The sequence below is a fragment of the Verrucomicrobiia bacterium genome (genome assembly GCA_036268055.1).
In the GTDB taxonomy this organism is placed as follows: Bacteria; Verrucomicrobiota; Verrucomicrobiia; order Limisphaerales; family Pedosphaeraceae; genus DATAUW01.
Window position 1 is genome coordinate 417,626 of record DATAUW010000017.1, and the last position, 25,432, is coordinate 443,057.

At 53.8% G+C, this 25,432-nt stretch carries 22 protein-coding genes and 1 tRNA gene; 2 read left to right on the forward strand and 21 right to left on the reverse strand.

The window, feature by feature from the left end; all coding sequences use genetic code 11:
• Positions 1-22 precede the first annotated feature (22 nt).
• From argB to VH413_11850, 10 genes are all read right to left on the reverse strand, one after another.
• Positions 23-898: an acetylglutamate kinase gene (argB, locus tag VH413_11805; protein ID HEX3799374.1), complete on the reverse strand. Its 876-nt coding sequence runs from the start codon at positions 896-898 to the stop codon at positions 23-25.
• Position 899: 1 nt separating this feature from the next.
• On the reverse strand, positions 900-2,228 hold the full coding sequence (gene argJ, locus VH413_11810; GenBank protein HEX3799375.1) for a bifunctional glutamate N-acetyltransferase/amino-acid acetyltransferase ArgJ: 1,329 nt from the start codon (positions 2,226-2,228) through the stop codon (positions 900-902).
• 27 nt (positions 2,229-2,255) lie between these two features.
• A complete protein-coding gene (gene argC / locus VH413_11815) occupies positions 2,256-3,320 on the reverse strand; it encodes an N-acetyl-gamma-glutamyl-phosphate reductase (GenBank protein ID HEX3799376.1) in 1,065 nt (354 codons plus the stop codon).
• A 99-nt stretch (positions 3,321-3,419) separates the two neighbouring features.
• Positions 3,420-3,815: a 30S ribosomal protein S9 gene (gene rpsI, locus VH413_11820; protein ID HEX3799377.1), complete on the reverse strand. Its 396-nt coding sequence runs from the start codon at positions 3,813-3,815 to the stop codon at positions 3,420-3,422.
• Positions 3,816-3,822: 7 nt separating this feature from the next.
• Entirely contained in the window at positions 3,823-4,275 is a 453-nt protein-coding gene (gene rplM / locus VH413_11825) for a 50S ribosomal protein L13 (GenBank protein HEX3799378.1), read from the reverse strand.
• 110 nt (positions 4,276-4,385) lie between these two features.
• Positions 4,386-5,384, reverse strand: a complete 999-nt coding sequence (gene pdxA / locus VH413_11830) for a 4-hydroxythreonine-4-phosphate dehydrogenase PdxA (GenBank protein HEX3799379.1) — start codon at positions 5,382-5,384, stop codon at positions 4,386-4,388.
• A 42-nt stretch (positions 5,385-5,426) separates the two neighbouring features.
• A complete protein-coding gene (locus VH413_11835; GenBank protein ID HEX3799380.1) occupies positions 5,427-6,383 on the reverse strand; it encodes a peptidylprolyl isomerase in 957 nt (318 codons plus the stop codon).
• 90 nt (positions 6,384-6,473) lie between these two features.
• Positions 6,474-8,774: an adenylate/guanylate cyclase domain-containing protein gene (locus tag VH413_11840; GenBank protein ID HEX3799381.1), complete on the reverse strand. Its 2,301-nt coding sequence runs from the start codon at positions 8,772-8,774 to the stop codon at positions 6,474-6,476.
• A complete protein-coding gene (locus tag VH413_11845) occupies positions 8,771-9,484 on the reverse strand; it encodes an SDR family oxidoreductase (protein HEX3799382.1) in 714 nt (237 codons plus the stop codon). The genes VH413_11840 and VH413_11845 overlap by 4 nt, the downstream gene beginning before the upstream one ends.
• Before the next feature lie 593 nt (positions 9,485-10,077).
• On the reverse strand, positions 10,078-11,517 hold the full coding sequence (locus VH413_11850) for an alkaline phosphatase family protein (GenBank protein ID HEX3799383.1): 1,440 nt from the start codon (positions 11,515-11,517) through the stop codon (positions 10,078-10,080).
• Positions 11,518-11,767: 250 nt separating this feature from the next.
• Between VH413_11850 and VH413_11855 the strand changes: the two genes are divergently transcribed.
• The gene (locus VH413_11855; protein ID HEX3799384.1) at positions 11,768-12,679 is read left to right on the forward strand and encodes an SMP-30/gluconolactonase/LRE family protein; all 912 of its coding nucleotides are present in this window, start codon (positions 11,768-11,770) and stop codon (positions 12,677-12,679) included.
• A 63-nt stretch (positions 12,680-12,742) separates the two neighbouring features.
• Here the strand turns inward: VH413_11855 and VH413_11860 are convergent, their stop codons facing one another.
• From VH413_11860 to acs, 3 genes are all read right to left on the reverse strand, one after another.
• Positions 12,743-13,330 carry a hypothetical protein gene (locus VH413_11860; protein HEX3799385.1) on the reverse strand — a complete coding sequence of 196 codons (588 nt, stop codon included), beginning with the start codon at positions 13,328-13,330 and terminating at the stop codon, positions 12,743-12,745.
• A 128-nt stretch (positions 13,331-13,458) separates the two neighbouring features.
• Positions 13,459-13,535 (reverse strand) — tRNA-Arg (locus VH413_11865).
• Between the two features lie 95 nt (positions 13,536-13,630).
• Complete coding sequence (acs, locus tag VH413_11870) at positions 13,631-15,637, reverse strand: acetate--CoA ligase (protein HEX3799386.1); 2,007 nt, start codon at positions 15,635-15,637, stop codon at positions 13,631-13,633.
• 200 nt (positions 15,638-15,837) lie between these two features.
• Between acs and VH413_11875 the strand changes: the two genes are divergently transcribed.
• Positions 15,838-17,385, forward strand: coding sequence for a DUF4080 domain-containing protein (locus tag VH413_11875; protein HEX3799387.1), 1,548 nt, complete (start codon positions 15,838-15,840; stop codon positions 17,383-17,385).
• Here the strand turns inward: VH413_11875 and VH413_11880 are convergent.
• From VH413_11880 to VH413_11915, 8 genes are read right to left on the reverse strand one after another with little or no spacing between them, the layout of a single operon-like run.
• Positions 17,382-18,752, reverse strand: a complete 1,371-nt coding sequence (locus VH413_11880) for a hypothetical protein (protein ID HEX3799388.1) — start codon at positions 18,750-18,752, stop codon at positions 17,382-17,384. The two genes, VH413_11875 and VH413_11880, sit on opposite strands and share 4 nt — an antisense overlap.
• 31 nt (positions 18,753-18,783) lie before the next feature.
• Positions 18,784-19,674, reverse strand: coding sequence for an alpha/beta hydrolase (locus VH413_11885; GenBank protein HEX3799389.1), 891 nt, complete (start codon positions 19,672-19,674; stop codon positions 18,784-18,786).
• A 59-nt stretch (positions 19,675-19,733) separates the two neighbouring features.
• Entirely contained in the window at positions 19,734-20,759 is a 1,026-nt protein-coding gene (locus tag VH413_11890; protein ID HEX3799390.1) for a cyclopropane-fatty-acyl-phospholipid synthase family protein, read from the reverse strand.
• Between the two features lie 26 nt (positions 20,760-20,785).
• On the reverse strand, positions 20,786-21,577 hold the full coding sequence (locus VH413_11895; GenBank protein ID HEX3799391.1) for a DUF1295 domain-containing protein: 792 nt from the start codon (positions 21,575-21,577) through the stop codon (positions 20,786-20,788).
• The gene (locus VH413_11900; protein ID HEX3799392.1) at positions 21,567-22,082 is read right to left on the reverse strand and encodes a DUF2062 domain-containing protein; all 516 of its coding nucleotides are present in this window, start codon (positions 22,080-22,082) and stop codon (positions 21,567-21,569) included. The genes VH413_11895 and VH413_11900 overlap by 11 nt, the downstream gene beginning before the upstream one ends.
• A gap of 11 nt (positions 22,083-22,093) precedes the next feature.
• Complete coding sequence (locus VH413_11905) at positions 22,094-23,368, reverse strand: cyclopropane-fatty-acyl-phospholipid synthase family protein (protein HEX3799393.1); 1,275 nt, start codon at positions 23,366-23,368, stop codon at positions 22,094-22,096.
• Positions 23,365-24,165 (reverse strand): DUF1365 domain-containing protein, encoded by an 801-nt coding sequence (locus VH413_11910; protein HEX3799394.1) that lies wholly within the window; start codon positions 24,163-24,165, stop codon positions 23,365-23,367. The genes VH413_11905 and VH413_11910 overlap by 4 nt, the downstream gene beginning before the upstream one ends.
• Positions 24,162-25,427 carry an FAD-dependent oxidoreductase gene (locus VH413_11915; GenBank protein HEX3799395.1) on the reverse strand — a complete coding sequence of 422 codons (1,266 nt, stop codon included), beginning with the start codon at positions 25,425-25,427 and terminating at the stop codon, positions 24,162-24,164. The genes VH413_11910 and VH413_11915 overlap by 4 nt, the downstream gene beginning before the upstream one ends.
• Positions 25,428-25,432 lie beyond the last annotated feature (5 nt).

Here is a 25,432-nt window from a genome sequence, read left to right on the forward strand (position 1 = left end):
GGAATTCGCGTTTTGTTTGTGACTATTCAACGACTTCGGTGCCGACGCCGCGATCGGTAAAGATCTCGAGCAACACCGAATGCGGCATGCGTCCGTCCACGAGCGAAACTTTGTTCACGCCCGACTTGATCGCCGCGACCGCGCTGTCCACCTTGGGAATCATCCCCTTGTCCACGATTCCGGCGCGCTTCAAGCCGTCCACTTCACTGATGCGCAGTTGCGGAATCAAGGTCTCTTCTTTTTTCGGATCGCGCATCAAGCCGGGAACGTCGCTCATGAAAACGAGCCGTTTCGCCTTCAACGCAATGGCCGCCTGCGCCGCCGCGACGTCGGCATTGCAATTATAAATATGTCCGTCTTCGCCGCGCGCGGTGGGGCTGATCACGGGCGTGAAACCTTGCGCAAGGCAATCGAACAGCGGCGCGGTATTCACGCCGATGACTTCGCCGACGAAACCGGGATCAAGCTGTTCGCCCGCCGGGCCGGTGAGCCAAAGCTTGCGGCAGGTAAAAATATCCGTGCCGGCAAAACCGCGCGCACGACCCTTGAGCGAATTGATAGTGGCGACAACCTCGGGATTGATCTCGCGCGAAAGAACCTGGTCCACGACTTTCACCGCCGCCTCATCGGTGATACGCATGCCCTGGACAAAGTTTGCCTTGAGACCGGCGGCGTCCATCGCGCGCGTGATCGCTTTGCCGCCACCATGAACCACGACCGGCTTGATGCCCGATGCTTCGAGAAAAACGACGTCGCGCGCCACGCCTTCGCGCACGGCGGCGTCCGGCGAGTCCATGAAACTGCCGCCGTATTTGATGACGAAAGTTTGGCCATGAAAACGCTGCAAATAGGGCAGGGCTTCCAGCAACACCGCGGCTTTGGAAATCAGGTCTTGCATCTCAGCCTCCCAGCGACGTCGGGTCGCTCACGTCACCCTTGTTGAAGTCCACATACTCTTCGGTGAGATCGGCAGCGTGAATGATCGCGCTCGATTTGCCGAGATTCAGATTGATATGCAGATCAAATTCCTTTTGCGCGGTGATCTTGCACAGCGCGGCGAAAGAGGTTTTCGTGGGCGTGCCTTTTTTCAATGCGAACAAAAGTTTTTTGCTGTCCGGCAAGCTGTACGCCACGTCAATTTTTTCCTCGACGATGCGCGCGGGCGAATAACCCAGTGCGCCGAGAATGCGGCCCCAATTCGGATCGCCGCCGAACCAGCTTGTGCGCACGAGCGAACTGTTCGCGACGGCGCGCGCGGCGGCATCGGCATCGTTGAACGATTCCGCGCCGGTGAGCCGGACGGTGACGAAGCGGGTGACGCCTTCGCCATCGCGTACAATCATCTTGGCGAGTTCCAGGCAGGCGTGATTCAACGCGTCAGAAAATATTTTGAATTCGGCGCTGCTGCTCGTGACCTTTTTGTTTCTCGCCAGGCCATTGGCGAGCACGAGCACGGTGTCGTTGGTGCTCATGTCACCGTCAACCGTGATGCGGTTGAAACTGTTCGCGACCGCTTCGGCGAGCGCGGCTTTGAGCGCCTTCGATTCGATGGCGGCATCGGTGGTGATAAAACAAAGCATCGTGGCATGAAGACCCGCATAGGGCGCCGCGGCGGGGCGTACACCTGTGGGCGACATGCCGGGCTGGATCATGCCTGCGCCTTTGCAAATGCCACCGACACGCACGGTGCGTCCACCCAATTTAAATTCAACCGCGACTTCCTTGGGACGCGTGTCGCTGGTCATGATGGCTTCGGCGGCGTGATGCGCATTTTCCTCAGTGCGCGCCAGCAACGGAACCGCTGCGTGAATACCGCGCTTCACATTTGCCATCGGCAACGTCACGCCGATACGGCCCGTCGAAGCGACGAGCACGTCTTCCGCGGCCAATTTCAAAAGTTTGCCCGTCTCGGACGCCATCGCTTCGGCATCGCGCAAACCTTGTTTGCCGGTGCAGGCATTTGCATTGCCCGAATTGACCACGATGGCTTGGGCTTGGGATTTGTTTGCGCGTGGTATGCTGACCTTCACTGGCGCGGCGCAAACCTGGCTGGTTGTAAACAAACCGGCGACGGTTGCGGGCGCTTCGGAAAAAATAATCGCGAGGTCGCGCTTTCGGCCTTTGTTCGAGCCTTTGCCGGTGCCGAGGCGTTTGATGTCGCAGAAAATTCCAGCGGCCAAAAAACCCTGGGGAGCGGTGATGGAGCCAGTGATTTGCTTATGCTTCATAATTTAGAAATGGCGCGGGATGGAAAATCAAATCAAACCCGCAGTCTCGGGAAAACCGCACATGATATTCAAACTTTGAACGGCCTGGCCGCTCGCGCCTTTAACGATGTTGTCCTCTGCGCTCATGACGATCAGCCGCCCGGTGCGCGGGTCGAGCCGCCACGCGATTTCAATGACGTTCGTGCCGACGACGTGCTTGGTGTCGGGCAACATTTTGCCGTCGAGCAAACGCACGAAGGGTTCGTTTGCATAAGCGGTCTGATAACATGCAGCGATTTTTTCGTTGAACGCGGCGGCTTCGGCGGCGGTGGAAATAGTTTGCGTGGGCGCGAGATAAAGCGTGGTGAGAATGCCGCGATTGACCGGGATCAGGTGCGGCGTGAATTGAATGACGATGGGTTCGCCGGCGGCGAGGGAAAGTTCCTGTTCAATTTCGGAAAGATGCCGATGCTTGGGCACGCCGTAAGGCCGCACGCTTTCGTTGCATTCCACAAAGAGATAATCCTGTTCCACCTTCCGGCCCGCGCCGCTCACACCGCTCAGTGAGTCGGCGATGATGCCTACGGATTTAATCAATTTAGCGCGCAGCAACGGCAACACGGGCAACAAAATACTTGTGGGATAACATCCGGGCGAGGCGATGAGCATCCCATTTTTTATTTCTTCGCGATAAACTTCGGGCAATCCGTAAATGGAAGTCGCGAGCAAATCCGGCGCGGGATGTTCATGGGCGTAAAAGTCTTTGTAAACCGCCGCGCTCTTAAGTCGAAAATCCGCGCTCAAGTCAATCACCTGGCAGCCAAGTTGCAGCAGCGGCACGGCGAATTCGGCGGCGACGCCATGCGGCAGCGCGAGAAAAACAATTTGCGCTTGCTTCGCGAGCAGTTCGGCATTGGGCTCGCTGAAGCGGAGCGTTTTGGCCTGCGGATGATGGCCGAATTGCGGGAAAACCTGGGCGAGCGTCTGCCCGGCGTATTGGCGCGAAGTGAGCGCGGTCAATTCCGCGTGGGGATGCGTCAACAAGAGGCGCACCAATTCCTCGCCGGAGTAACCGGACGCGCCGACAATTCCTACTTTGATTTTATTATTCACGGGCGTTGAAAACAAACCAAACTGCGACGGTCATTTGTGTCTGAAAAAGAAAAACCCCGCAAGGTTGAACCTGCGGGGTGTTGCGAAATAACAACAGGATCAACGCTTGCTGTACTGGAAGCGCTTGCGCGCGCCGGGCTGGCCGTATTTTTTGCGTTCCTTCTCGCGGGAATCGCGAGTGAGCAGGCCCTCGGACTTGAGCGTGGGGCGCAAGGCGATGTCCGCCTCGAGCAACGCGCGGGCAATGCCGTGACGGACCGCGCCGGCCTGGCCGGTGGGACCGCCGCCCTGGACGTTCACGCGAATGTCATACTTGCCGGTGAGGGAAGTGACCACCAGCGGCTGGCTGACGACCATGCGCAGGGTTTCTGTGGGAAAATAAGTTTCAAACGCGCGACCGTTCACGACGATCTTGCCGGAACCGGAAGCGAGGCGGACGCGGGCGACGGAGGTCTTGCGACGGCCGGTGCCGAGGAATTCAGAGATGGCTGCCATAATTTAATTAATTGTCTTTTTGGACGGGCGAGTTGTGCTCCAGCGCGGCGGGTTGCTGAGCGCTGTGCGGATGCTTGTCGCCCTTGTAAACTTTGAGCTTGGTCATGAGCACCCGGCCGAGGCGGTTCTTGGGAACCATGCCGCGCACCGCGTGGGTGATGAGCTGCTCGGGATGTTTCTCGCGGATCTGCGCGACAGATTTGTAGCGCTCGCCGCCTTTCCAGCCGGAGTAGGTCATGAAGTACTTGTCACTTTCCTTCTTGCCGGTGAGGGCGACTTTCTCGGCGTTGATGACGACCACGAAATCACCCGCGTCGAGATGCGCGGTGTAAATGGGTTTGTTTTTTCCGCGCAGGGTATCGGCAATCAAAACAGCCAGACGGCCCAAGACGGCTCCGTCGGCATCAATGACGTGCCACTTGCGCTGATCCACGTTAACTTTCGGCAAATGCGTTTTCATCTAAAATCCTGATAAAAGGAGGGGAGAAAGTAGCAAAACTGGTAGTTAAGTCAACAGTCATTTCAAGAAAAATGCAGCTTCTTTTAAAAATCGCATTTTGCCAGACAATTTCAGCTTTTTTTGCTGCGCGCCAACTGTTTGGCCAGCCGGAGCGCGGCTCCCATGCTCGAAGGGTTCGCGATGCCTTGGCCCGCAATGTTATATGCGGTTCCGTGGTCGGGCGAGGTGCGGATAAACGGCAGGCCGAGAGTCCAATTAATGCCGGTTTCGAAACCGATCATCTTCAACGGAACCAATCCCTGATCGTGATACATGGCCACGACGATTTCGTAATCGCCCGCATAGACCTGATGGAACAGGGCGTCGGCAGCGAAGGGACCGGCCACTTCGATTTTGCTGGCGTGCCGGACGGTGCGGACGGCGGGAGTAATCACCGTGATTTCTTCGGTGCCAAGCTGGCCGCCCTCACCGGCGTGTGGATTCAATCCGCACACGGCGACGCGCGCGCGGGAAAGATTCAAATCGGCGCAAGCCTGGGCGGCGAGTTCAATCGCTAGTTCGACTTTGGCTTGCGTGAGTTGATCAGCGACGTGGCGAAGAGGAACGTGAGTCGTCGCGAGCACGACGCGCAGCCAGCGTCCGCGGTCATCCTGGCCGAGCAGCATCATGCCGGTGCGTTCGGCCCCGGCAAGTTGCGAAAGAAATTCCGTCTGCCCGATGAAGGGCATGCCCGTTTGGATGATGGACTCCTTATTGACCGGCGCGGTGACGAGGGCATCCAATTCATGATGGAGGCAGCGATGCGCACCCTCCCGCAACCAGGCGATTGCGGCCTTGGCCGCCGCGGGCGAACCGGGCGCAAGGTCAGCGGGCAGCGGTTCGTCCAAAGGATTATGCACGAGAAAACGCGCGCCGCTTTTTGCGTTTGCCAATGGCTCAAGCGGCAGGTTCGTGCCTAACTTTTGATTGAGTTTGTCTAAGTGAGCGGCATCTCCGATGAGCAGATAACGCGTGTCGTCGGCGGCAGCTTCAGCGGCGAGCGCTTTGAGTGTGACTTCGGGGCCGATGCCCGAAACGTCACCGAGGGATATGCCGATGCAGCCGGTCATAGAAATCAAATGGCGAGCCAGCGGGAAGAGGCCAGCCAGCGCTTAGAAAACCTGCACGAACGTCTTCTTGCGCAACCGGTCAATCCATTGCTTTTGCAAGCGCTCGGTTTCCTGGTCAGACAAGGTATGCTCAATCGCGACGCGCACTTCGTTCAACGGCTTATAATGCGCGGCATGGCGATCCTCGAGCAACAACAAATAAAAACCTTCGGACGCTTCAATAACATCGCTGTATTGGCCCGGCTTGAGTTGGTTGACGGCTTCGGCCAAAGTTTTGTTGACCACTGAAAGGTCTTCCCAGCCGGTTTCGCCGCCGTCCGAACGTAACGAGCCTTCCGAATAACTGCGCGCCAATTCCTCGAACGAAGCGCCGCCCTTGATCTGCGAAAGGATTTCCCCGGCGCGCTTGCGCGTGGCGGCATCTTCTTCGGGGGAAGATTTTTTGAGGAAAATCATCCGCATCTTGATCTGGTCCTCGAGCTTGAAATCGGCCAGGTGCGCGGTGTAATACTGCTCGATCTTGAGTGGCGAAATGATCGGCTCGGGCACGAATTTCAACCGCATCTGCTCAACGATGAACTGATCGCGGAATTGCTGGCGGAGTTCCTCAAGCGTGGTTCCCTGCGCCTGAAGCTGCTTGGTAAGCGCGATGTTGTCGGGGTACTTCTTCTTGATCTGTTCGCTGACAATATCGTCAATGATGCTGTCAGGCACTTTAATGCTGGTTTTGAAATCGTGCAGGATGACTTCGCGATTGATGAGAAATTCTGAGGCGTTTTGCCGGAGCGTGATGACTTTCTTGTTCAAGATGTCCGGCTGATTATTATATTGCTGAAAAAGATATTGCTCTTCCGTGCCCGAGATGCGCTCGACGGCCTGCTGGGTGATGGGAACTTCGTTGACGACGGCGTTCAGGCTGTCCGCGATTTCTGCCGCGCGCACCGAGAGCACGCCGCCCGCCGCCAGCACTGCCAAAAAAGTCGAAATGGAATTTCTCATATTCACCTTGGCGCAGATTAACGGAGGAGAAATGGGGGAGTCAAGCGCTGGTGGTGAGTCCATTCGCTTCCAATTTCGTCCACTATTTTATTATTCCTTAAGCGACCATAACGTAAAAGTTCCGGGAAAACCTCTCAGAATGTTTCCTTCGTGACATTGCCATCGAAGATGCCGGTGCCTTTCTGCTCCAAGCTGACTAATGTCTAATTTTGCTTCGTTGCTCAGCCATATTTCGGCCTCTTTTATAGTCCCTACAACTCGCGCAGCAAAATTCACGGGGCCCCCGAATACATCCTCTTCTTCCACCAGCACCGAACCGATATGAATGCCGGCGCGAATTTTTACCAGTGGATGGCCAGTATTGGATTGCAGATCAATCGCATAATCCAACGCGGCATCCGTAGATTTGAAAGCGACCATGATACCATCACCCAAAGTTTTTATTTCATAGCCTTTTAGGTGACTTATCCGGTTTCGGCATCGGTCAAAGTGGGCTTGACGCACGGCGTTCATGCCCGCGTCTCTCAATTCCTGGCCCATTGAAGTTGATCCGACAATATCGGTAAACACTATTGCAAGCGTTACGCGTTCGCCACCGGCCCAGGATTGGAATTTTTTTGAATTTATTCCGGATACGAGGGACGCGGTAATCACGTCAGAATCAGAAACTTTGGGAAGGTTACGTGGAGAGGACTCTTTTTCGAGTACAAACAGGACATGGTATTCGGGGCCAATTTCTATATCCTGCCCCAAATGAATCGTTTGGGTTAATCGCATATTGTGTTGCAGGAAGGTGGCCTGCCAGTTTTCGATGGTTGTGAAGTTATACGGAACGGGCACATCGTTATGAAGTACTCGATTATAAAACCAGTCAACGAAGGCAGCAAAGGCAATCTGGTCCTGATTGGACAACTCAACTAAGTCGTATTTTACTGACGGAAGAACATTGTGGACACCTACTACCGATTCGATAATGATAAGCCGCTGTTTGGTCGCGCCCCATGCAAGCTTCAAAAGTTCAACCGGAGCAAGTGAATGATGCAACACGGCTATCAGAATTACTGTGTCAAACGGATCTTTGATCGGAAAGGGCTGCCCTTCAATATAAGGAGTGAAAGCCAGATTCAAAGCTTTTGGCACATACTCTACTACATCCAATAACTGTATATGGCTGAAGTGCTTTTTTGCCAGGCTGCTGATGAGCCCGTTTCCGCAACCGATGTCGAGCAAGGATTCCCCAGAAAAAAATTGCTTGATTTCGCTATATATTATCTCTGCGCGTTGGTTTAGAGCTTTATCCTCTTTCCGCCGAGGTTGGCCAATCAGGCCGGCCTTCAATTCTCGTTCATAACCAACCAGTGTGTCTTCCGCTTTAGCTTTTTTGATGACTAGAGACTGAAATTTTGCGATCGCGGAATTATCGAGGCCGAATAGCTGCAGCACACCCCTTAAATATTTTTCGATATAAGGTTGAAGCGTTTCATTAAGGATGGCGGCCTGCGGAGTCGGAATGTCATGCTTCCAAATATTAGCCTTTTCAGAGGAAATCAGCGGATTTGCAGTCCACAAGGCAGGCAGAGTCGGCCCGCCCGATATCGCATCAAATTTGGCGAATAAAAAATTCCCAATCCTTTGCAGTACGGGTTGAATATCTGATTCCGGCACGATGCCGCTTCGATACCGCTCAGCGTAACCTCTTGCCCTGACAACCAGGTTTTGAAGTTCCCCCTGTTTTTTATATGATTCTAAATATCCGGCATAGGCATCATGAGTCGCACTTCCTGTTGAATCCAATACCGTCTGAAATTGAAGAATGCCGTGGCTATAATGCCGGGTTGACCGATCTGCCTCGTTGATATCAATATGTATATGGCAAACTGTTTCATTGTTCTCTTCTGTTCCCAAGGTTACAGACGAGGTAAACCCCGTCCGTTGGCCTAAGGAGCCATCCTCCCAAATGAATGATGTGCCCTCCACGATTAGGTTGCCTCTTTTCATGTCCGGTTTTATATGAATATAACCAAGCACTTTGGATTTTCCACTTGGGTTGGATGCCTCAGGCATGTTGAAGGCGTATAGGAAAGTGCTCGGATAACAACAAATGCTTCGCTTCTTGTAAAACTGTATCAACCAAAGACAACCAAAGGTGACAACGATGAGATCAATTATTGGCCATACATAATTAAGGCCGTTCGTAGGAAGGTGAAAATATGCCAACGCGCTGCCAGCTATCCATTCTCCTCCTGCCGCATAAATGGCAAGAGCAAAGCTTGCCACGAAGATCACAACCGTCTCCATTCTTTCTTTATCAGCCCATGCTGGTCTGGTTACTCGGTACATGTTTTTCATCGGTTTCCTTTCTTTTTCTTTGTGAGTGCGTCCAGTGATCAAATCCGTACCTTCCGAATCTTCCCGGTATCTTTAAAACCCAAACGCAGAATGAAAGGTACTGCGATTTTCGCCCATTCAGAAGGCGACAGATAGTCGGCTGCGGCGAAAGCCGCATTGCTGCCAAGATATTTTTTCAGCATGGCAGTCTTAACAACTCCGGGGTTTAATCCAATGGCAGCGACTTGCATCGGCTTAAGCTCTTCAGCCAAAGCCGCCGTAAGCGCCGTAACGGCCCATTTGGTAGCGCAATAGGACGCAATTTCCTTTTCAAAATGTCTTCCCCATCGAGACGTGAAATTCACGATAACCCCACGCCTTTGTTTGATCATCATTGGAGCGAAATGGCGTATAACGTGAAATACCCCTTTAATATTGATATCAATTTCTCGAGAGAAAGACCTGCTGTCGGCGCTATAAAGTGGACCTTTGTTATTTATAATAGCTGCGTTGTTCAATAGTATATAAGGATGTTGATGCTTTGAAGCAAGACGCCGGGCCCACGCCGCTACTTCCGAATTCAAGGCGACATCCACCTTTTGAAAATCATGGGCCGGATAGATGAACTGCAGCTTGGCGATTTGGCTTTTTGTGCGGGCGCACCCACATACGGTATGGCCAAGCCGGATGAACTCGTCAACCATAGCACGGCCAAGCCCACGGGTAACCCCAGTAATTACAACGGTTAATGGTTCACTCTTTGAAATAGCCATCACGTTACCTGGTTTTTTCGATTGATTACTTAGCTGCCCAAAGAAGTTCCCTTATTTGGTTTGAGTGTGACGCGAAGACTAGTCGCAGAGTTTTTTATGCCGGTCAAGAAGTCATTTTACAAAAAAAGATATTTAGTAAAATTGAATGTGTGGCCAAAAACAAGTGGACTACGAACAGTAGATTTACACTCACTTTACGAGAAAAATCGATTGGTCAGTCCTTCCGGTAGCTTGATTGTTGATGTTGAGATAAATGTTTCCCAGTACCGCGAAAGCTTTGTAGATTTAATAGCGTTTTTGCTTAGGGAAATCACACAAAGGGCCGGAACACAGTCTCTTATAAACCCGCCTTAGGCACGACTCTAAGGCAATAACTATTTTCGTTGCGCCGCCATTTATTTCTTAGAAATTCCAGGGCAAAGACATAGCGGCATGTTTCTTTCGGTGTCTGTCACGCCTTTCGTTTTCTATATTGTCGAATCTGGCTAGTTCGCTCATGCCGAGCCGCCATTCCGCAGTGCTTATGGATGGTCAAGGTCTAATTGCCGCTCACATCCCAGCCACTACCTGAACATTGAATAGCCACTACGCAGTTAACCATTACTCTTCTTCGGCACCCGTTTGCGTTCGCCTTTTTCCTGCGTGGGAACACTTTGTTCGGCCCCGGGCAATTTCGGTTCCGGCAAATTTCCCGCTTCATACTTGGCGCGGCTGTAGGAATTGCTGGCGTCCGGCAATTGCGGCGGCGCGGCGGCTTTGTCGTCGTCAAAGCGAAAGGCGGACACCATGTCGCCGAAAGTTTTGCGCCGCCAATCGCTGATGTTTGGCTCTTTCACGCCGGTGAATTTTTCCAGGAATTGCAAAATGGACGTGTGGTCGAGCGGCTCGCTGCAAACCCATCCGCCCGCTGTCCACGGCGAAACGATGATGCACGGGACACGAAAGCCTCCGCCGATGGGCAGGTCTTTGATGAATTCATGCGGCGTGCCGGGCGGCGGCGTGGGCGGAGCGACGTGGTCGAACAGGCCATCGTTTTCATCGTAGTTGAGAATGAACGCGGTCTTCGCCCAGACTTCGGGATTGGCGGCGATGGCATCAATTTTTTTTGCGACGAACGCCGCGCCCGCCGCGGGCATGTATTCGGGATGCTCCGATTCATAACTCGTCGGGATGATCCACGAGACGGCGGGCAGCTTGTCGTTCATGGCGTCGTATTCAAATCTGCCTTCGGGCGAGCGCGTCATACCTTTGAGGCGCAACGGGGAATTGTCGCCGGATTCGCGATACTGTTTGAAAAGTTCGAGCACGTCGCATTCGAAATTGTCGTCCTGCTGATACACTTTCCAACTCACGCCGGCCTTTTCGAGACGCTCGGGATAGGTTTTCCAGCGATAGCCTTCCTCGGGCGCGACATTGCGGGTCATGGGGCCGCCGTATTTGCCATCGGGATCCACCATGCCGGTCATCCAATACATGCGATTCGGCCAGGTGGGACCGAGCACGGAACAATGATAGGCATCGCAAATCGTGAAAGCCTCGGCGAGCGCGAATTGAAAGGGAATATCCGCGCGCGTGTGATAACCCATGATGTAAGGCGCATTCTTGCCGTCCACTTTTCGATGCGCGGGCATCCAGTTATCCATCTTGCCGTCGTTCCACGCCTCATGTTGCGGACCCCACGAGTGGCTGGTGGAGGGAATTTTCTGCGCGCTCGTGTTACGCGTGTCCAGGTGAAACGGCAATAAATAACCGTTGGGATTTTGCGGGTCGGGTTGGTGAAAAACGGATTTGCCGGTTGAAAGCGTCAAGGCATTGGGATCATCAAATCCACGCACGCCGGCCATCGTGCCGAAATAATGGTCGAAGGAACGGTTCTCCTGCATGAGCAGGACGACGTGCTTGATGTCCTTGAGCGAGCCGCGGCGCGGAGGTTCCTGCGCGAGGACGCGTCGCAAATTCGGCGGAAGAATGGAAGACGCGGCCGCAAGTGCCGCCAGGCGCGCCGCTGAACCGAGCAAACGGCGGCGGGTCATTTTAAATGCGGTGGAATCCTGGATGGCTCGTTCAATTTTGTTTTTCATGCGAGATGAATAAATTGTAATTCAAACTTTGAGTTACTTTCAATGAGTAACTCACCATCAGAACGCCTTTAACGTAGCTCCACTAAATGCCAGGGTTGAGCGGCAGTTCAGCTGAATTAACCCTGCGGCAAGGCAGCGCCGCTTCGCCTTGCGGGCGTATTTTTTTCTCGCTCGTTACCCGGTGCGGACACACACTGGATACATGACCAAAAATAAATCGTCGTTCGCGCTTGCCGGACTGGTTTGTGGCCTGCTCGCGCTGCCGTTTTGTTTGACCGCCGCCGATATTATCGCGCCCGGTGCCAAGCTCGAGAAACTTTCCAGTGACTTTTTGTTTACGGAAGGCCCGACATGCGACGCACAAGGAAATTTATTTTTCACGGATCAGAATACTAATCGCATCATGGAGTGGAGCGTGGATGGGAAACTTTCCACCTTCATGCAACCCTCCGGTCGCGCGAACGGAATGTATTTCGATGGCAAGGGCAACCTGATCGCGTGCGCTGACGAAAAAAATGAGTTGTGGTCCATCGCTCCCGACAAAACGGTGAAGGTGCTCATCAAGGATTATCAGGGGAAAGATCTCAACGGCCCGAACGACGTCTGGGTGTCGCCGAACGGGGACATGTATATCACGGACCCGTTTTATAAACGCTCCTGGTGGGACCACACGACGATGCAACTGGATTCTGAGCAGGTTTATTTTCTTTCCGCAGACGGAAAAAAATTAGTGCGGATCACCGACGATTTGAAGAAGCCTAATGGCATCACCGGCACCCCCGACGGCAAAAAACTTTTCGTGTCGGACATTGGCGCGGGCCGCACCTATTCGTACGACATCCAACCTGACGGTTCGCTCGCGAATAAAAAACTTTTTTGCACGATGGGTTCCGATGGCATGACCATTGACGACCGCGGCGATATATATATTACCGGCCGCGGCGTAACGGTATTTGATAGGGACGGAAAAAAAATCGAGCACATTGACGTGCAGGAACCGTGGACAGCGAATGTCAGCTTCGCGGGCAAGGATCATCAAACGCTTTTCATCACCGCCAGCACGGGGCTGTATTCCATTCGCATGGATGTGAAGGGCGCAAATCCCTCAAAGTAACCGCACCTCGCCATCAGGTTGGGAGAATTCCACCGCGAGTTTGATTATCTTTAGCGAATTCCATCAGGGAATGCCGCGGTTGATTTGAGTCTCTTCGACAAGTTTGGCAACCGCTCCTTTAAGCGCCGCGAGGTTTTCTTGATTTTGCCGAAAGCGATGCTTGCGTTTCACCGCGAGGATGATCACGCCAATGATTCCAACACCATAGAAACAAATGGCCAAAATACTGATACCCCACGCGAAACCTTCCCACCAGGGCGGCGATTGCACAACCAGGCTTTGCATGACCGCATTGAAATGGTCCAGCGTGCTCGTATTATGATTGTAGATCGCGAGATAAGGCCCGCGTTCCTGGCCTCTGAGTATGCCCCAGATGACAGTGACGCAATGCCCCTTTCGGATGGCAACATTGGCGTTTGTCAGTTCGATGGCCTGTTCTCGCCCCGTCACGTCTTTCAGGAAAAATTGGTCATGCGTCTCGCTGCTGGAGGAAATCGAAACGGGGTTGTTTTGACCGGATCCCACATTATAACCGCCCCCACTGCTGGAGACCTGGGTGGAAGTCCATTTCTTTTCGTCCACGACTTCGCCAGTGAACGTGTGCAATTCAATGTGCTGTTGTCCTATCGTAACGCTTTGTGCGGAAGACATAAGAGTTAGGGTGGCTTGTTCCGCCGCCCGGAACGATTCTTGTCTTGTGGCTTTTAAAAGTCAATTCGAAGCGCTGGCAAGTTCAAAAAAATAATTGGTGAATGGACCGTGAGGGAATCCTTGAACAGTGGTGCACCCAAGAGGAGTTGAACCTCTAACCTTCTGATCCGTAGTCAGACGCTCTATCCAATTGAGCTATGGGTGCAGCCAAGAGCCCCAAAATTTACAAACCCCCCGGCTTCAGCGCAAGTTTTTTGTGTGGCTAAGAACTGTTCGAGATTTGCAGCCAGGGCAGCTCGTTTATTCCTCACTGCTTCCAAGACGGGCGAGCACGCTGAAATCTTCCAGTGTCGTGGTGTCGCCCTTGATCTCTGCGCCAGACGCGACTTGCTTGAGCAGGCGGCGCATGATTTTTCCCGAGCGCGTTTTCGGCAATGCTTCGGCGAAACGGATGTCGTCGGGTTTCGCCACGGGACCGATTTCCTTGCCCACATGCGCACGCAATTCATCACGCAATTTTTGATCGGCCACGACGCCCGTTTTGACGGTCACGAAGGCAACGAGCGCCTGGCCTTTCAATTCATCCGGACGACCCACGACCGCAGCCTCGGCAACTTTTTGATTGCTCACGAGCGCGCTTTCAACTTCAGCCGTGCCGATGCGATGCCCGGCGACATTGAGCACGTCGTCAATACGGCCCACGATCCAAAAATATCCATCGGCATCCTGTCGGCAACCGTCACCGGTGAAGTAACTGCCCTTAACCTCGCTCCAATACGTTTCCTTATACCGCTGCATGTCGCCCCAGATTCCACGCAACATGCTCGGCCAAGGTTTGCGAATGACAAGTTTGCCGCCGCTATTTTTTGGCACCGCCTTGCCTTGGTCATCCACGACTTCGGGCAGCACGCCGAAAAATGGCAGCGTAGCCGTGCCGGGTTTTGTCGGCGTCGCGCCGGGCAACGGCGTGATCATGATCGCGCCGGTTTCGGTTTGCCACCAGGTATCCACAATCGGACAACGCTTGCCGCCGATAACTTCGTGATACCAAATCCACGCTTCGGGATTGATGGGCTCGCCGACCGTGCCCAGCAAACGCAGCGAACTCAAATCATGTTTCTTCGGCCATTCGATTCCCCACTTCATGAATGCACGAATCGCCGTCGGCGCCGTATAAAGCACGCTCACGCCGTATTTCGCCACGATGCGCCAGAAGCGATCCGGCTCCGGAAAATTCGGCGCGCCTTCGTACATGAAACTCGTCGCGCCATTCGCCAGCGGCCCGTACACGACATAGCTGTGGCCCGTGACCCAGCCGACATCCGCGGTGCACCAATAGACATCGGTATCGCGCAAGTCGAAGACATACTTCGTGGTCATCTTCGCGCCGAGCAGATAGCCGCCGGTGGTGTGCAAAATTCCCTTGGGCTTGCCGGTCGAACCGCTGGTGTAAAGAATGAACAACGGCGATTTGCTATCCATTTTTTCAGCCGGACAATCCGCGCTCACCTGTTCCATTTCGCGATGCCACCACACGTCGCGCCCCTCCTGAATGCGAATGTCATTATTCGCGCGCCGGAGCACGATGACCTTCTCGATGGTCTTCGCGAGCAACTCGCCTTGCGCGTCCTTGATCGCCAGCGCGTCATCCACATTTTTCTTGAGCGGAACAACCGCACCGCGGCGAAAACCTCCGTCGGAAGTGATAACCATTTTCGCCTGGCAATCAAAAACCCGGTCCGCCACCGACTGCGCGCTGAACCCGCCGAACACCACCGAGTGGATCGCGCCCATTCGCGCACAAGCGAGCATGGCAATCGCCGCCTCGGGCACCATCGGCAAGTAAATAATGACCCGGTCGCCCTTCTTCAAGCCATTGCGCTTGAGCACATTAGCGAACAAACAAACCTCGCGATGCAACTGCTTATAAGTCAGCGTACGCTCCTCGCCCGGAATTCCCGCCCCTGCGGGCTCGCCTTCCCAAATAATCGCCGCCTTATTGGCCGTCGGCGTGTTGAGATGCCTGTCGAGACAGTTGTAACTCACGTTGAGCTTGCCGCCGACGAACCATTTTGCGAACGGCGCTTTCCATTGCAGCACTTTTTTCCACGGCGCGAACCAGACCAGTTCATTCTTCGCCTGCTTCGCCCAAAATTTTTCCGGCGACTTGATGGACTCGTTGTAAAGCTTGCGATACTCCGCCATGGATTTGACATGGGCGCCGGCGGAAAAACTTTTTGCGGGAGCGAATACGCGTTCCTCGTGGGACAGCGAAGTGATGTTGGTCGGTTTTTCGGTTGAGGCCATAATGTTGGATGTAACTCGCAACATTTAAGTGGCCCACGCTGGCCGCGTCAATCGCAGATGAAGGCATTTTTAATGGGAGGGCGAGCGTACTCGCGAGCCGTAATTAATAAGCTTCATTAGAAGCATCATGTTTAAAGAACCCAAACTCCATCCCGATTTGCGCTGTTCACAACGCGGATTTTGGCTTAAATTCGCGGAGTATGGCGGACATCGTCCTCGCAACGCTCAACGCAAAATATATCCATGCCGCATTTGGTTTGCGTTACCTGCTCGCCAACCTCGGCGGCTTGCGTTCGCGGGCGAAGTTGCTTGAATTCGACATCAACCAGCGGCCCATCGAAATCGCCGAAACGCTGCTCGCCGAAAATCCGCGCATCCTCGGCCTCGGCGTTTACATCTGGAACATCACTCCAACCACAGAACTAGTCTCCACGCTCAAACGTCTGCGCCCCGACCTCATCATTATTTTGGGCGGCCCCGAAGTCAGTTACGAAACCGAGCATCAGCCGATCGTTCGTCAATCCGACCACGTCATCACCGGCGAGGCCGACCTCAAATTCGCCGAAGTGTGTGGCCGTTTGCTCGCCGGAGAAACCTCGCTGCCGAAAATCATTCCTGCCGAATTGCCGGTGCTCGATAAAATTGTCGCGCCGTACGATTTGTATGACGAGCGGGACGTGGCGCATCGCATTATTTATGTGGAGGCTTCGCGCGGATGCCCATTCACCTGCGAATTTTGCCTCTCGTCGCTGGATATTCCCGTGCGCCAATTCCCGCTCGCGCCGCTGCTGAAAAATCTGGAGGAATTATTGCGCCGGGGCGTGCGGCAATTCAAATTCGTTGACCGCACCTTCAATCTAAATCTCGCGACCAGCAAAGCTCTGCTGCAATTTTTTCTCGACCGTTATGAGCCCGGCCTGTTCGTGCATTTTGAAATGATACCCGACCGTCTGCCCGAAGCGTTGCGCGAAATCATCGCCAGGTTTCCGCCGGGCGCGCTGCAATTTGAAGTCGGCATCCAAACTTTCAATCCGCACGTCTCGCAACTCATCAGCCGCCGGCAGGATTACGACCGGCTCGCGGATAATTTCAAATTCCTGCGCGAACACACCGGCGTGCATGTGCATGCCGATTTGATCGTCGGCCTTCCCGGCGAATCGCTGGAAAGTTTTGGCCAGGGCTTTGACCGTTTGCTGGCGCTCGGGCCGCAGGAAATCCAGGTGGGAATTTTGAAGCGGCTGCGCGGCACCCCGATTGTGCGCCACGACGCCGAATGGGAAATGGTTTATCACGAGCATCCGCCTTACGAGATTTTGCAGACAAAGTTATTGAACTTTTCCGAGTTACAACGGCTGCGCCGGTTCGCGCGATTCTGGGATTTGATCGGCAACAGCGGAAATTTTGTCACCGCCGCACCGCTGATTTGGCGGGATGCGCAATCGCCGTTCAAAGAGTTTTTGCGGCTTTGCGATTGGTTGCATGAAAAGTTCGGGCGGCGGCATGGCATTGCGCTGGCGCAACTTGGCGAAGCCTTATTTGAATTTTTGGTGGAAGAGAAAAAAATGCCAGTGGACATCGTGGCATCGGCGATTTGGCAGGATTATCAGGCGGGTGGGCGAAGTGACAAGCCGTTGTTTTTGCGGCCGCATTTGCCGGACGTGATCGTGTCACGAAGAGACAAGGCGCGGGTGAAAGTTCCCAAACGGCAGGAGCGGCATCTCGCGCAGAAAGTGGCAGTCGGCAGCTAGGATTTCGACTCGGCGTTTTTCCCCATCGGACGCACGGGACGCATTTTTGAATTCATGTTGATCAAATTGAGCCGGCGCTGGGCGGCAAACGCCTGGGCGGAATGCGGAAATTCGTGGATCAATCGTTCCAAAGTTTTTTTGGCTTCCGGGCCTTCGCCAAACTGTTTTATTTGCCACGCAGCCAGAAGGGCAAGCCATTCGGCGACTTTACGCTCCGGCTGCTCCGGTATTCCCAGAAGCAATTCGACCTGCTCGATGGCGAGTTCGAATTTTTCGAGTTGGTCGGCAAAAAGTTTGGCGAGTTTCTCGCGGGCGGCGATGTCGTTGGGATCGGCGTTGAGTTTTTCAATCAGTTGATTGATCGAGGTCATCGCCGCTTCGCGCGTCTTGGCGCTGGCGTGCGGCGCATCCGGTTCATCAAGGCTGTCATTGAGCGCGGGCATGGCGATCTTTTGTGGTTTTGATTGCTCATCAAACTCGGCGCGCGATGCGGGAATTTGATTGATGCGCTGGCGCGCCATGAACGCCAGATGAGTTCCCGTAACACGCTCGCAAAGGTCTTCTAGCACCCGCCGCGCGGAAACGGGATCGCTGCCAAAATGCAAATACCAATCCGCCAACTTTTGAAGTGCCAGGGAAACTTGCGAAGGCGTGGTCGCCGAATCGCCGCAAATTTCGTAAATGGTTCTTTCGGCTTCCGACAAGTCGTGATATTGGCGCGCGTAAAGTTCGGCGAGCATCATCCAGCCATCAAAATCATTTTCAACTTTCTCCAATTCGCCGATGATCGCCATTTCCGCTTCCGCATATTTGCCGAATTTTATTTTGCCGATGGCGCGGGAGTAGGCAGGCGCGGGAACGCTCATATTCGCGGTGTTCAACAAATATTGAGTGAGTGGCCATGCCCAAAGCACCGCGCCGCAGCCGACACCGTACCAGCCGCTGACCGCCCAGAAGATCAACGCCAGCAGCAGCAGCACCGGCCCCCACACAATGAGCGCGATGATGAAGTCATCCGTATTTTTCGCGCGCTTGAACAGGCTGGTGAGAAACCAGCCGAAGCTCAGCGCGCCCCAATAAGAAACGATCGGCACCGCTGCGAACAAGGTTTGGAACACGAGAGCCTCGGCGTAAAAACCTTTTGCGCGCAGGTTCGCGACGAAGGGATTGAGCGGCGGGAGAAAAGGCAATGGGCCCCAGTTTAACATCAGCCAGATTGCGACCGGCGCGCCAATGCCGCGCACGAACCAACCCAGGAACCAGCGGCGCGTATATTCCGCGGAGATTTCGTGAAACTCCCGGCAATAGAACGCCACCAGCGCCACGATGCCTCCCAACATCAGAGTTGTAATCAGGAGCAATGCCATTTCGACTTCCCGCGCGCGCGGGTGATTCTGCCTATCCGGTCTTGGGCGTCATCCCCAGGTGCGCTTGAAAAAATTTGTAAATTTCCATCGCGGGTTTGCGCGGCGCGATAATGCCATGTCCGCCGGGGACAATCGCCAGATGCGCCTCCACTCCCGCGTTGGTCAACGCGTCATACAATAGTTGACTCTGTGAAACTGGCACAAGTTTGTCCTGCGCGCCATGAAGAATATAAAATGGCGCCGAGTCCTTGGTCACATAACGAACCGGATTGGCCAGCGCGGCATTGGCAAGCTCGCTGTTCACCGGGCCGCCCAAAAATTTGGCCACGTCCGTATCCGGACTCACGCGCAGGCTTTCTTCCGTGACCAATTTGTCCAAATCCGTCGGCGGATAAAATGCGCACACCACTTGGACCTTGCTGGAATAATTTAAATTGCCGCCCACGTCGCCCTCCAATTCCTTCACCCCCGCCGTCGTGCCAAGCAGGGCCGCGAGATGCCCGCCGGCCGAAGCGCCGAACACGCCGATGTGATCGGGATCGAGATCGTATTTATCGGCGTGCGCTCGCAGCCAGCGGATGACGCCCTTGCAGTCATAAATTTGCGCGGGATACGGAGCGACGCCACTCAAGCGGTAATTGATGCTGACAATCGCCAGATTTTGCGTTGCCATGAAACCGATGTAGCAGGGATCCTTGCTGCCCGATTTCCACGAACCGCCGTGGATCCACACCACCACCGGCAATTTTCCAATCGGTTGTTTCGGCGAATAGATGTCGAGCAAAAGCGAATTCGTGCCGACGCGGGCGTATTCAATATTCGCTTCGTGCTTTACCGAATCGGGCAAACGCGGAACGCAACCGGCCACCAGCGCCAGTGCGAATAGCATCAAAGCCAGCCGCGCGAAATATTTTTTAGCCATATAATAAGTGCAACCGCCTTTCTTGAATTTCCAAAACCGCGGCCAAACGATGCGCGGTATTATTTTTCAAATAAATAGTGAGAAACCAGCCACTCTTTACCGCCATTGTAACCCCATAATTCGGCGCAAGCCATGTAAAAGATGCGCCAGTAAGCCCACCACTTCGATTCCTGGTCCGCGCCGTAGGTTTCCGCAAAAATCGGGCGGATTTCGTCCTCGTTGCTGTCCATGTTGGTGAGCCACGCTTCGGCGGTTTTTTGATAATGCACGCCGCTGACGCGCCAGTGCTCGGCGATTTTCAAATCCTTTTGGAAATAGAGCAGCAGATCGTCGCTCGGCATGATGCCGCCGGTGAAAAAATATTTCGCCATCCAATCGGAATCGTCGCGCGCGATGAAATGATAGGCAAAATCGCGATGCGTAAAGATATGAACAAATAATTTTCCATCCGGCTTCAGCCAGCGCGCGATGTTGCCCAGGAGCTTTTCGTAATTCTTCATGTGCTCGAACATCTCAACAGAAATCACGCGATCGAATTTTTCTTCGATGTCGAAACGATTCATGTCGCAGGTGAGGATGCGCAGGTTTTTCAGTCCGCGCCGTTTACATTCGGCATCAATGTGCAATTTTTGCGTCGCGGAATTCGAGACGCCGGTGATGCGGCTGTTGGGATAATTTTCTGCCAGCCACAACGACATCGAACCCCAGCCGCAACCGAGTTCGAGCACGTCCTGGCCATCGGCGAAGCGGGCACGTTCGCAGGTAAGCTTGAGCATGGTTTCCTCGGCTTCGTCGAGCGTGTGGACACCGTCAGGATAATAAGCGCCGCTATATTTGAGGCGTTTGCCGAGACAGAGTTGATAGAAGCGCGTGGGGACTTCGTAATGTTGTTCGTTGGCGGCTTTGGTTTCGATGGCGATGGGACTGGATTTCAAATCCGCGATGAGCGCCAGCAGCCGCGCCTGCTGCGCCTCGACGCCGCCCTCGCTTTCTTCGCGCAGGCGTTCGGCAAGCAGGCGGCGAATGCCAACCCGGATCAAATAATCCGGAACCACGTCTTTTTCCAACAGAGCATCAAGCGCCATAAAACATCTCCAGTTTTGAATCCAAATCAGCCTTTGCGAAACCACGGCACGAACGCGCTCGTGGTCTTTTGATATTGGCGATATTCATCGCCGCGATTTTTCACGGACAACTCCTCGGTCATCGGTATGCCGGTGACCTTGAGCAGAAAGAACAGCATGAGCGCGGGGCAATAAACGGTGATCCAACCCCACGGCGAACCGAGCGCGAAAATGAAATAACCCATCCAGATCAACCACTCGAAAAAATAATTGGGATGCCGCGAGTAATGCCACAAGCCCGCCTGGCAGACATGGCCTTTGTTTTTTGGATCGGCCTTGAATTGCTTGAGCTGATGGTCGGACAAACTTTCGCCGCCGAGCGCAATCAACCAGACTGCGACCCCAACCATTTCAAACGCGGAAATTCCTGTGCGGGCATTCATGCACGCCAGCAAAAATGGCACGGATAAAACGATCAGCAAAGCCGCTTGCACCTGAAAAAAGCCAAACATTTTTTGCGCTTCCTGCGCGCCCCATTCCTCGCGCAGTTTGTGGTAACGCTCATCTTCCTTGGGATGCGAGTGTTTCACCCGAGCCGCGATATGCGCGGCCAGCCGCACCGACCAAAGTGTCGCCATGCCGGCGATCAGCCAGCGCCGCGTAAGATCGCCATGCGAAAATGTCGCATAGAAAATAGCGACGGGCGCGAACCCAATGGACCACGCGACATCCACGATCCCAGTATTTTTTATCCGGCGGCTGACGATAAAAGTCACCACCATGAACAACCCGGCAAACACCCAGCCGGTAAAAAATAATTTTAGAAACTCAGTCAGCATGCACAGGTTTGTTGAGGTTCGAAAGTTTCCGCATCGCCGGAAGCAAAATAAAATAAAGCGCCGCCGCAACGAACGGAGCGACCACCACCCAGCCGATAATTCCATGCAAACCCGTCATGCCAAATTCCCGCATGAAATTGGCCGGCGATTCCTTGAATTTTTTCAACAGTTCGGGAATGGAAAACGGCACGCGCTGGGCGCGCGTGATCCATTCACCGATGCGCACATAAACCAGAATCGTCGAAAGCTGCACCGGATACATGAGCCAGTTGACGAGTTGGATGATAGGCTGATTGAGCTTGAGCGCGAAGGCAACCAGCCCGCACAGCAGGGTAGTGCTGCCCATGATGGGAAACATCGCCAGCGTCACGCCAAGGGCAATCGTAAGTGAAACTTTTTCCGGCGTGATGCCTTGTTTGAGTTGCCCAACGATAACATCCACAACCCGCCGCTGCCAGAATGACCTGGCGTCAGGAACTTTTGGTTCGGCGGTCGTCGCGGGCATGGCGTGAGCGATTACATCAACGTGGCGTTGTTGGCGCGCGTGAAAATGGCCTGCACGACGCTGATGTTGCGCATCGCGAACGCCGCTTCGCAGTAACACAAATAATAATTCCATTTGCGGATGAAGCGTTCGTCGAAGCCAAGCTTGAGAACCTCTTCGCGGCGCTGATTGAAGGACGTATGCCAGCGCTTGAGCGTCTCGGCGTAGAACAATCCCATATCAGTGAGGTCGTGCATGAACATGCCGCCAGTGTGGCAGACAGCTTCATTCACGCGATTAATGGAAAGCAGGAGCGAGCCGGGAAAAATATGTTTCTGAATCCAATCCACATTTTTGCGCAGCGAGTCGTAACGCGCATCCGGGCACGTGATCATCTGCACTCCGAGCAGCCCATCGCGTTTCAAAAGCCGCTGGCATTTGCCAAAATAAGTTTCGAGATAAGCGTCTCCAACGGCTTCGAGCATTTCAATGGACGCAATCTTATCAAACTGCCCTTCCAACAAACGATAATCCATCAACTTAATATCCACCCGGTCCGCGATGCCTTCGCGCTGAAACAATTCCCGCGCATATTTAAACTGCTCATCGGAAATAGTAATAGTCGTCACGCGACAGCCATAATTTTTTACGGCGTGACGGCTGAACCCGCCCCAGCCGCTGCCGATTTCGAGAACATGTTCGCCGGGTTTGATGCGCAGCTTGCGGCAGAGCCGGTCATACTTGGCAGTCTGGGCCTCCGCAAGGCTTTGCCCCGGCGATTCAAAATACGCCGACGAATAAGTCATCGTGGAGTCGAGGAACAACTTATAAAATTCGTTGCCGAGATCGTAATGCTCCTGAATATTGCGCCGGCTGGTCGTGAGACTGTTGGGCCGGAGCAGGTGCAGCGCGCGATTATATTTGCCCAGCAAATTGATGATAAATTTTTTGCTCTGCGACCCCGACATCGCTGGAGAATTTTCGACATTCAGCACAAACCACGAAATAACCTGCGTGATGTTGTCAGTGTCCCAATCCCCATCCACGTAAGCCTCGCCAAAACCAATGTCGCCGAACAACACGCAGCGTTTAAAAAAATCCCAGGTCAGAATGCGCACCTGCGCTTCAACCCTCGCGCCGGGCTGCCCGATAACGCGGCGCGAACCGTCGGGCAATTCAAGATGCAGGCAGCCAAGCGTCATGCGCTCAAGCGTTTGCATGATGATGCGCGCATAAAAAGGCAGCGGCATGCGCGCGGCAGAAGTCGCGATCGGCTGATTGAGCGTGGCGGTGGTGTGCTGGTTCATTTGGCTCTCCCGGTTAAGGTTGGGTGCGGATTCAAGACGTCAGACTGCATCGCTGGATTTTCGGCTTTGCGATAGAACGGAATTTTTTTCAAGTAAAGCAACAGCGCGTGCCAGTGGATGAGAAAAATCACCTTGAGCGTGACCAGCGGGTATTTCACCGTGAACCACGCGAGCCGCGCGTTCGTCAACTCCGCGCGCTTGCCCGCAAGCGTGCTCAACAAAACCCGGTCCGCGCCATCGCGATCATCAATATGAATTTCCAAATTGTCGCCAGGAATTTTCAATTTGAAATCAAAGCTGAGATCAAGGCTTGAAAACGGCGAAACATAAAAAAGTTTTGTGGTAATTTTGCGGAACGTGCCTTTCGCATCCAACTCCGCGCCGCGAAGGAGAAAAAGTTTCTTTTCGCGAAATGTATTACCAACTTCCGCGACTGCACAAACCGGCGCGCCCGCAGTATCAAAACAAAAATAAAATGAAACCGGATTGAAAATATAGCCAAGTGTGCGCGGCAAAGTGAGAAGCATGATACGGCCATTAGGATCGAACTCGATACCGTTGCGGGAAAGATAATCGAGCACGCTTTGCCGAATAGGACCGGCGCTTTGCGGCATGTGATCGGCGTCGCGGAATTCGTAAAGGTTGCGGCGATTGCGGCTAAAGAAAAATATTTTTTTCGCCACGTGATCCACCTCGTTCAGGTCGAGATAGAACATGAAAATAGTGTGATTGAAATAATGCTCCTTGGGCGCGAGGCGATGGTGCATCACCGAACATTCATAAAGGCAGGAGTTCACGACCACACTCCTTGGGCGAGCAGACGCGACAGATCGAGCGACGACGTGAAGGCGTCCTCGTGGAAACCGTAGCGAAAATAACTGCCGCAAAAAAATGTATTGCTCATGCGCTGATTGAGCCGCGGCAATTCCGATTGCGCGCGAATCGCACCCAGGCTGAACACCGGGTGATCGTATGAGATACGCTTGAGCACACGATCTGGATGAATCTTTTCCGCCCCATTGATGGAAACGAAATAATTCTGCTTTTGAGAAACGCCTTGGAGGCTGTTCATCCAATAAATCGTCGAAGGTGAAACCCCTCCATCCGCGTTTTTATCAATGCGATAATTCCACGACGCCCAGCACATTTTGGTTTTGGGCATCACGCTCGCGTCGGTGTGAAGGGTCGCGATGTTTGGTTGATATTTGAATTCGCCCAACACGGCGCGTTCCTGCGCATCGGCATCGGAGAGCAGTTGCAACGCTTCGTCAGCGTGGCAGGCGAAGATAACTTTGTCGTACGTTTCTGAACGGCCATCGCGCGAAATGATTTTCACCTTGCCGCCTTCGCGGACGACCTTCGCTGCGCCGCTTTGCAACTTCAAACGATCGCGAAAAGGCGCGGTGATTTTTTGCACGTAAGATTTTGCGCCGTTGACGACCGTGAGCCACGGGTGCTGCGTGTGCAGGCCGAGAAAACCATGATTGTGAAAAAAGCGCAGCAACGTCATCGCGGGAAACTCGAGCATCAAATCAGGCGGCGTGGACCAGACGGCAGCGCTCATCGGGACGAGATAAAGATGCAGAAAATCGTCGCCATATTTGCGCGTGCGGACGTAATCGCCGACGTTCATCGCGGCGTATTCGGATTGATTGAGCGCGGCGACGGCTTCCTCGTTGAAACGATTTATTTGCCGGATCATCCGCCAGAAGCGCGGGCTGAAAAGATTGCGGCGCTGGGCGAAAAGGTGGTTCAGGCTGGTGCCGCAGAACTCGAGGCCGGAAGACAAATGTTGCACGCTGAAGGACATCGAAGTGGGTTTTACGGCCACGTTCAATTCCCGAAATAGGCGGGTCAGGTTCGGATAAGTGACTTCGTTATACACCATGAAACCGGTGTCAATCGGCACGGCGATATTGCCTTCGTTGACCGTAATCGTGTTCGTATGGCCGCCGGCGTAATCATTTTTTTCGTAAAGCGACAGGTCGTAATGCGGATGCAAAAAATACGCGCAACCCAGCCCGGCAATGCCTGTCCCGATGATCGCAAGCTTCGTCACAACCG

Coding starts and splice junctions, on each gene's coding strand:
- VH413_11885 (HEX3799389.1), bottom strand. CDS start 19,674: ATGGCTAAAAAATATTTCGCGCGGCTGGCTTTGATGCTATTCGCACTG.
- VH413_11875 (HEX3799387.1), top strand. CDS start 15,838: ATGGCGGACATCGTCCTCGCAACGCTCAACGCAAAATATATCCATGCC.
- VH413_11835 (HEX3799380.1), bottom strand. CDS start 6,383: ATGAGAAATTCCATTTCGACTTTTTTGGCAGTGCTGGCGGCGGGCGGC.
- argB (HEX3799374.1), bottom strand. CDS start 898: ATGCAAGACCTGATTTCCAAAGCCGCGGTGTTGCTGGAAGCCCTGCCC.
- rplM (HEX3799378.1), bottom strand. CDS start 4,275: ATGAAAACGCATTTGCCGAAAGTTAACGTGGATCAGCGCAAGTGGCAC.
- VH413_11880 (HEX3799388.1), bottom strand. CDS start 18,752: ATGGCATTGCTCCTGATTACAACTCTGATGTTGGGAGGCATCGTGGCG.
- VH413_11860 (HEX3799385.1), bottom strand. CDS start 13,330: ATGTCTTCCGCACAAAGCGTTACGATAGGACAACAGCACATTGAATTG.
- acs (HEX3799386.1), bottom strand. CDS start 15,637: ATGGCCTCAACCGAAAAACCGACCAACATCACTTCGCTGTCCCACGAG.
- VH413_11850 (HEX3799383.1), bottom strand. CDS start 11,517: ATGACCCGCCGCCGTTTGCTCGGTTCAGCGGCGCGCCTGGCGGCACTT.
- VH413_11855 (HEX3799384.1), top strand. CDS start 11,768: ATGACCAAAAATAAATCGTCGTTCGCGCTTGCCGGACTGGTTTGTGGC.
- pdxA (HEX3799379.1), bottom strand. CDS start 5,384: ATGACCGGCTGCATCGGCATATCCCTCGGTGACGTTTCGGGCATCGGC.
- argJ (HEX3799375.1), bottom strand. CDS start 2,228: ATGAAGCATAAGCAAATCACTGGCTCCATCACCGCTCCCCAGGGTTTT.
- rpsI (HEX3799377.1), bottom strand. CDS start 3,815: ATGGCAGCCATCTCTGAATTCCTCGGCACCGGCCGTCGCAAGACCTCC.
- VH413_11845 (HEX3799382.1), bottom strand. CDS start 9,484: ATGGCTATTTCAAAGAGTGAACCATTAACCGTTGTAATTACTGGGGTT.
- VH413_11890 (HEX3799390.1), bottom strand. CDS start 20,759: ATGGCGCTTGATGCTCTGTTGGAAAAAGACGTGGTTCCGGATTATTTG.
- VH413_11905 (HEX3799393.1), bottom strand. CDS start 23,368: ATGAACCAGCACACCACCGCCACGCTCAATCAGCCGATCGCGACTTCT.
- VH413_11900 (HEX3799392.1), bottom strand. CDS start 22,082: ATGCCCGCGACGACCGCCGAACCAAAAGTTCCTGACGCCAGGTCATTC.
- VH413_11895 (HEX3799391.1), bottom strand. CDS start 21,577: ATGCTGACTGAGTTTCTAAAATTATTTTTTACCGGCTGGGTGTTTGCC.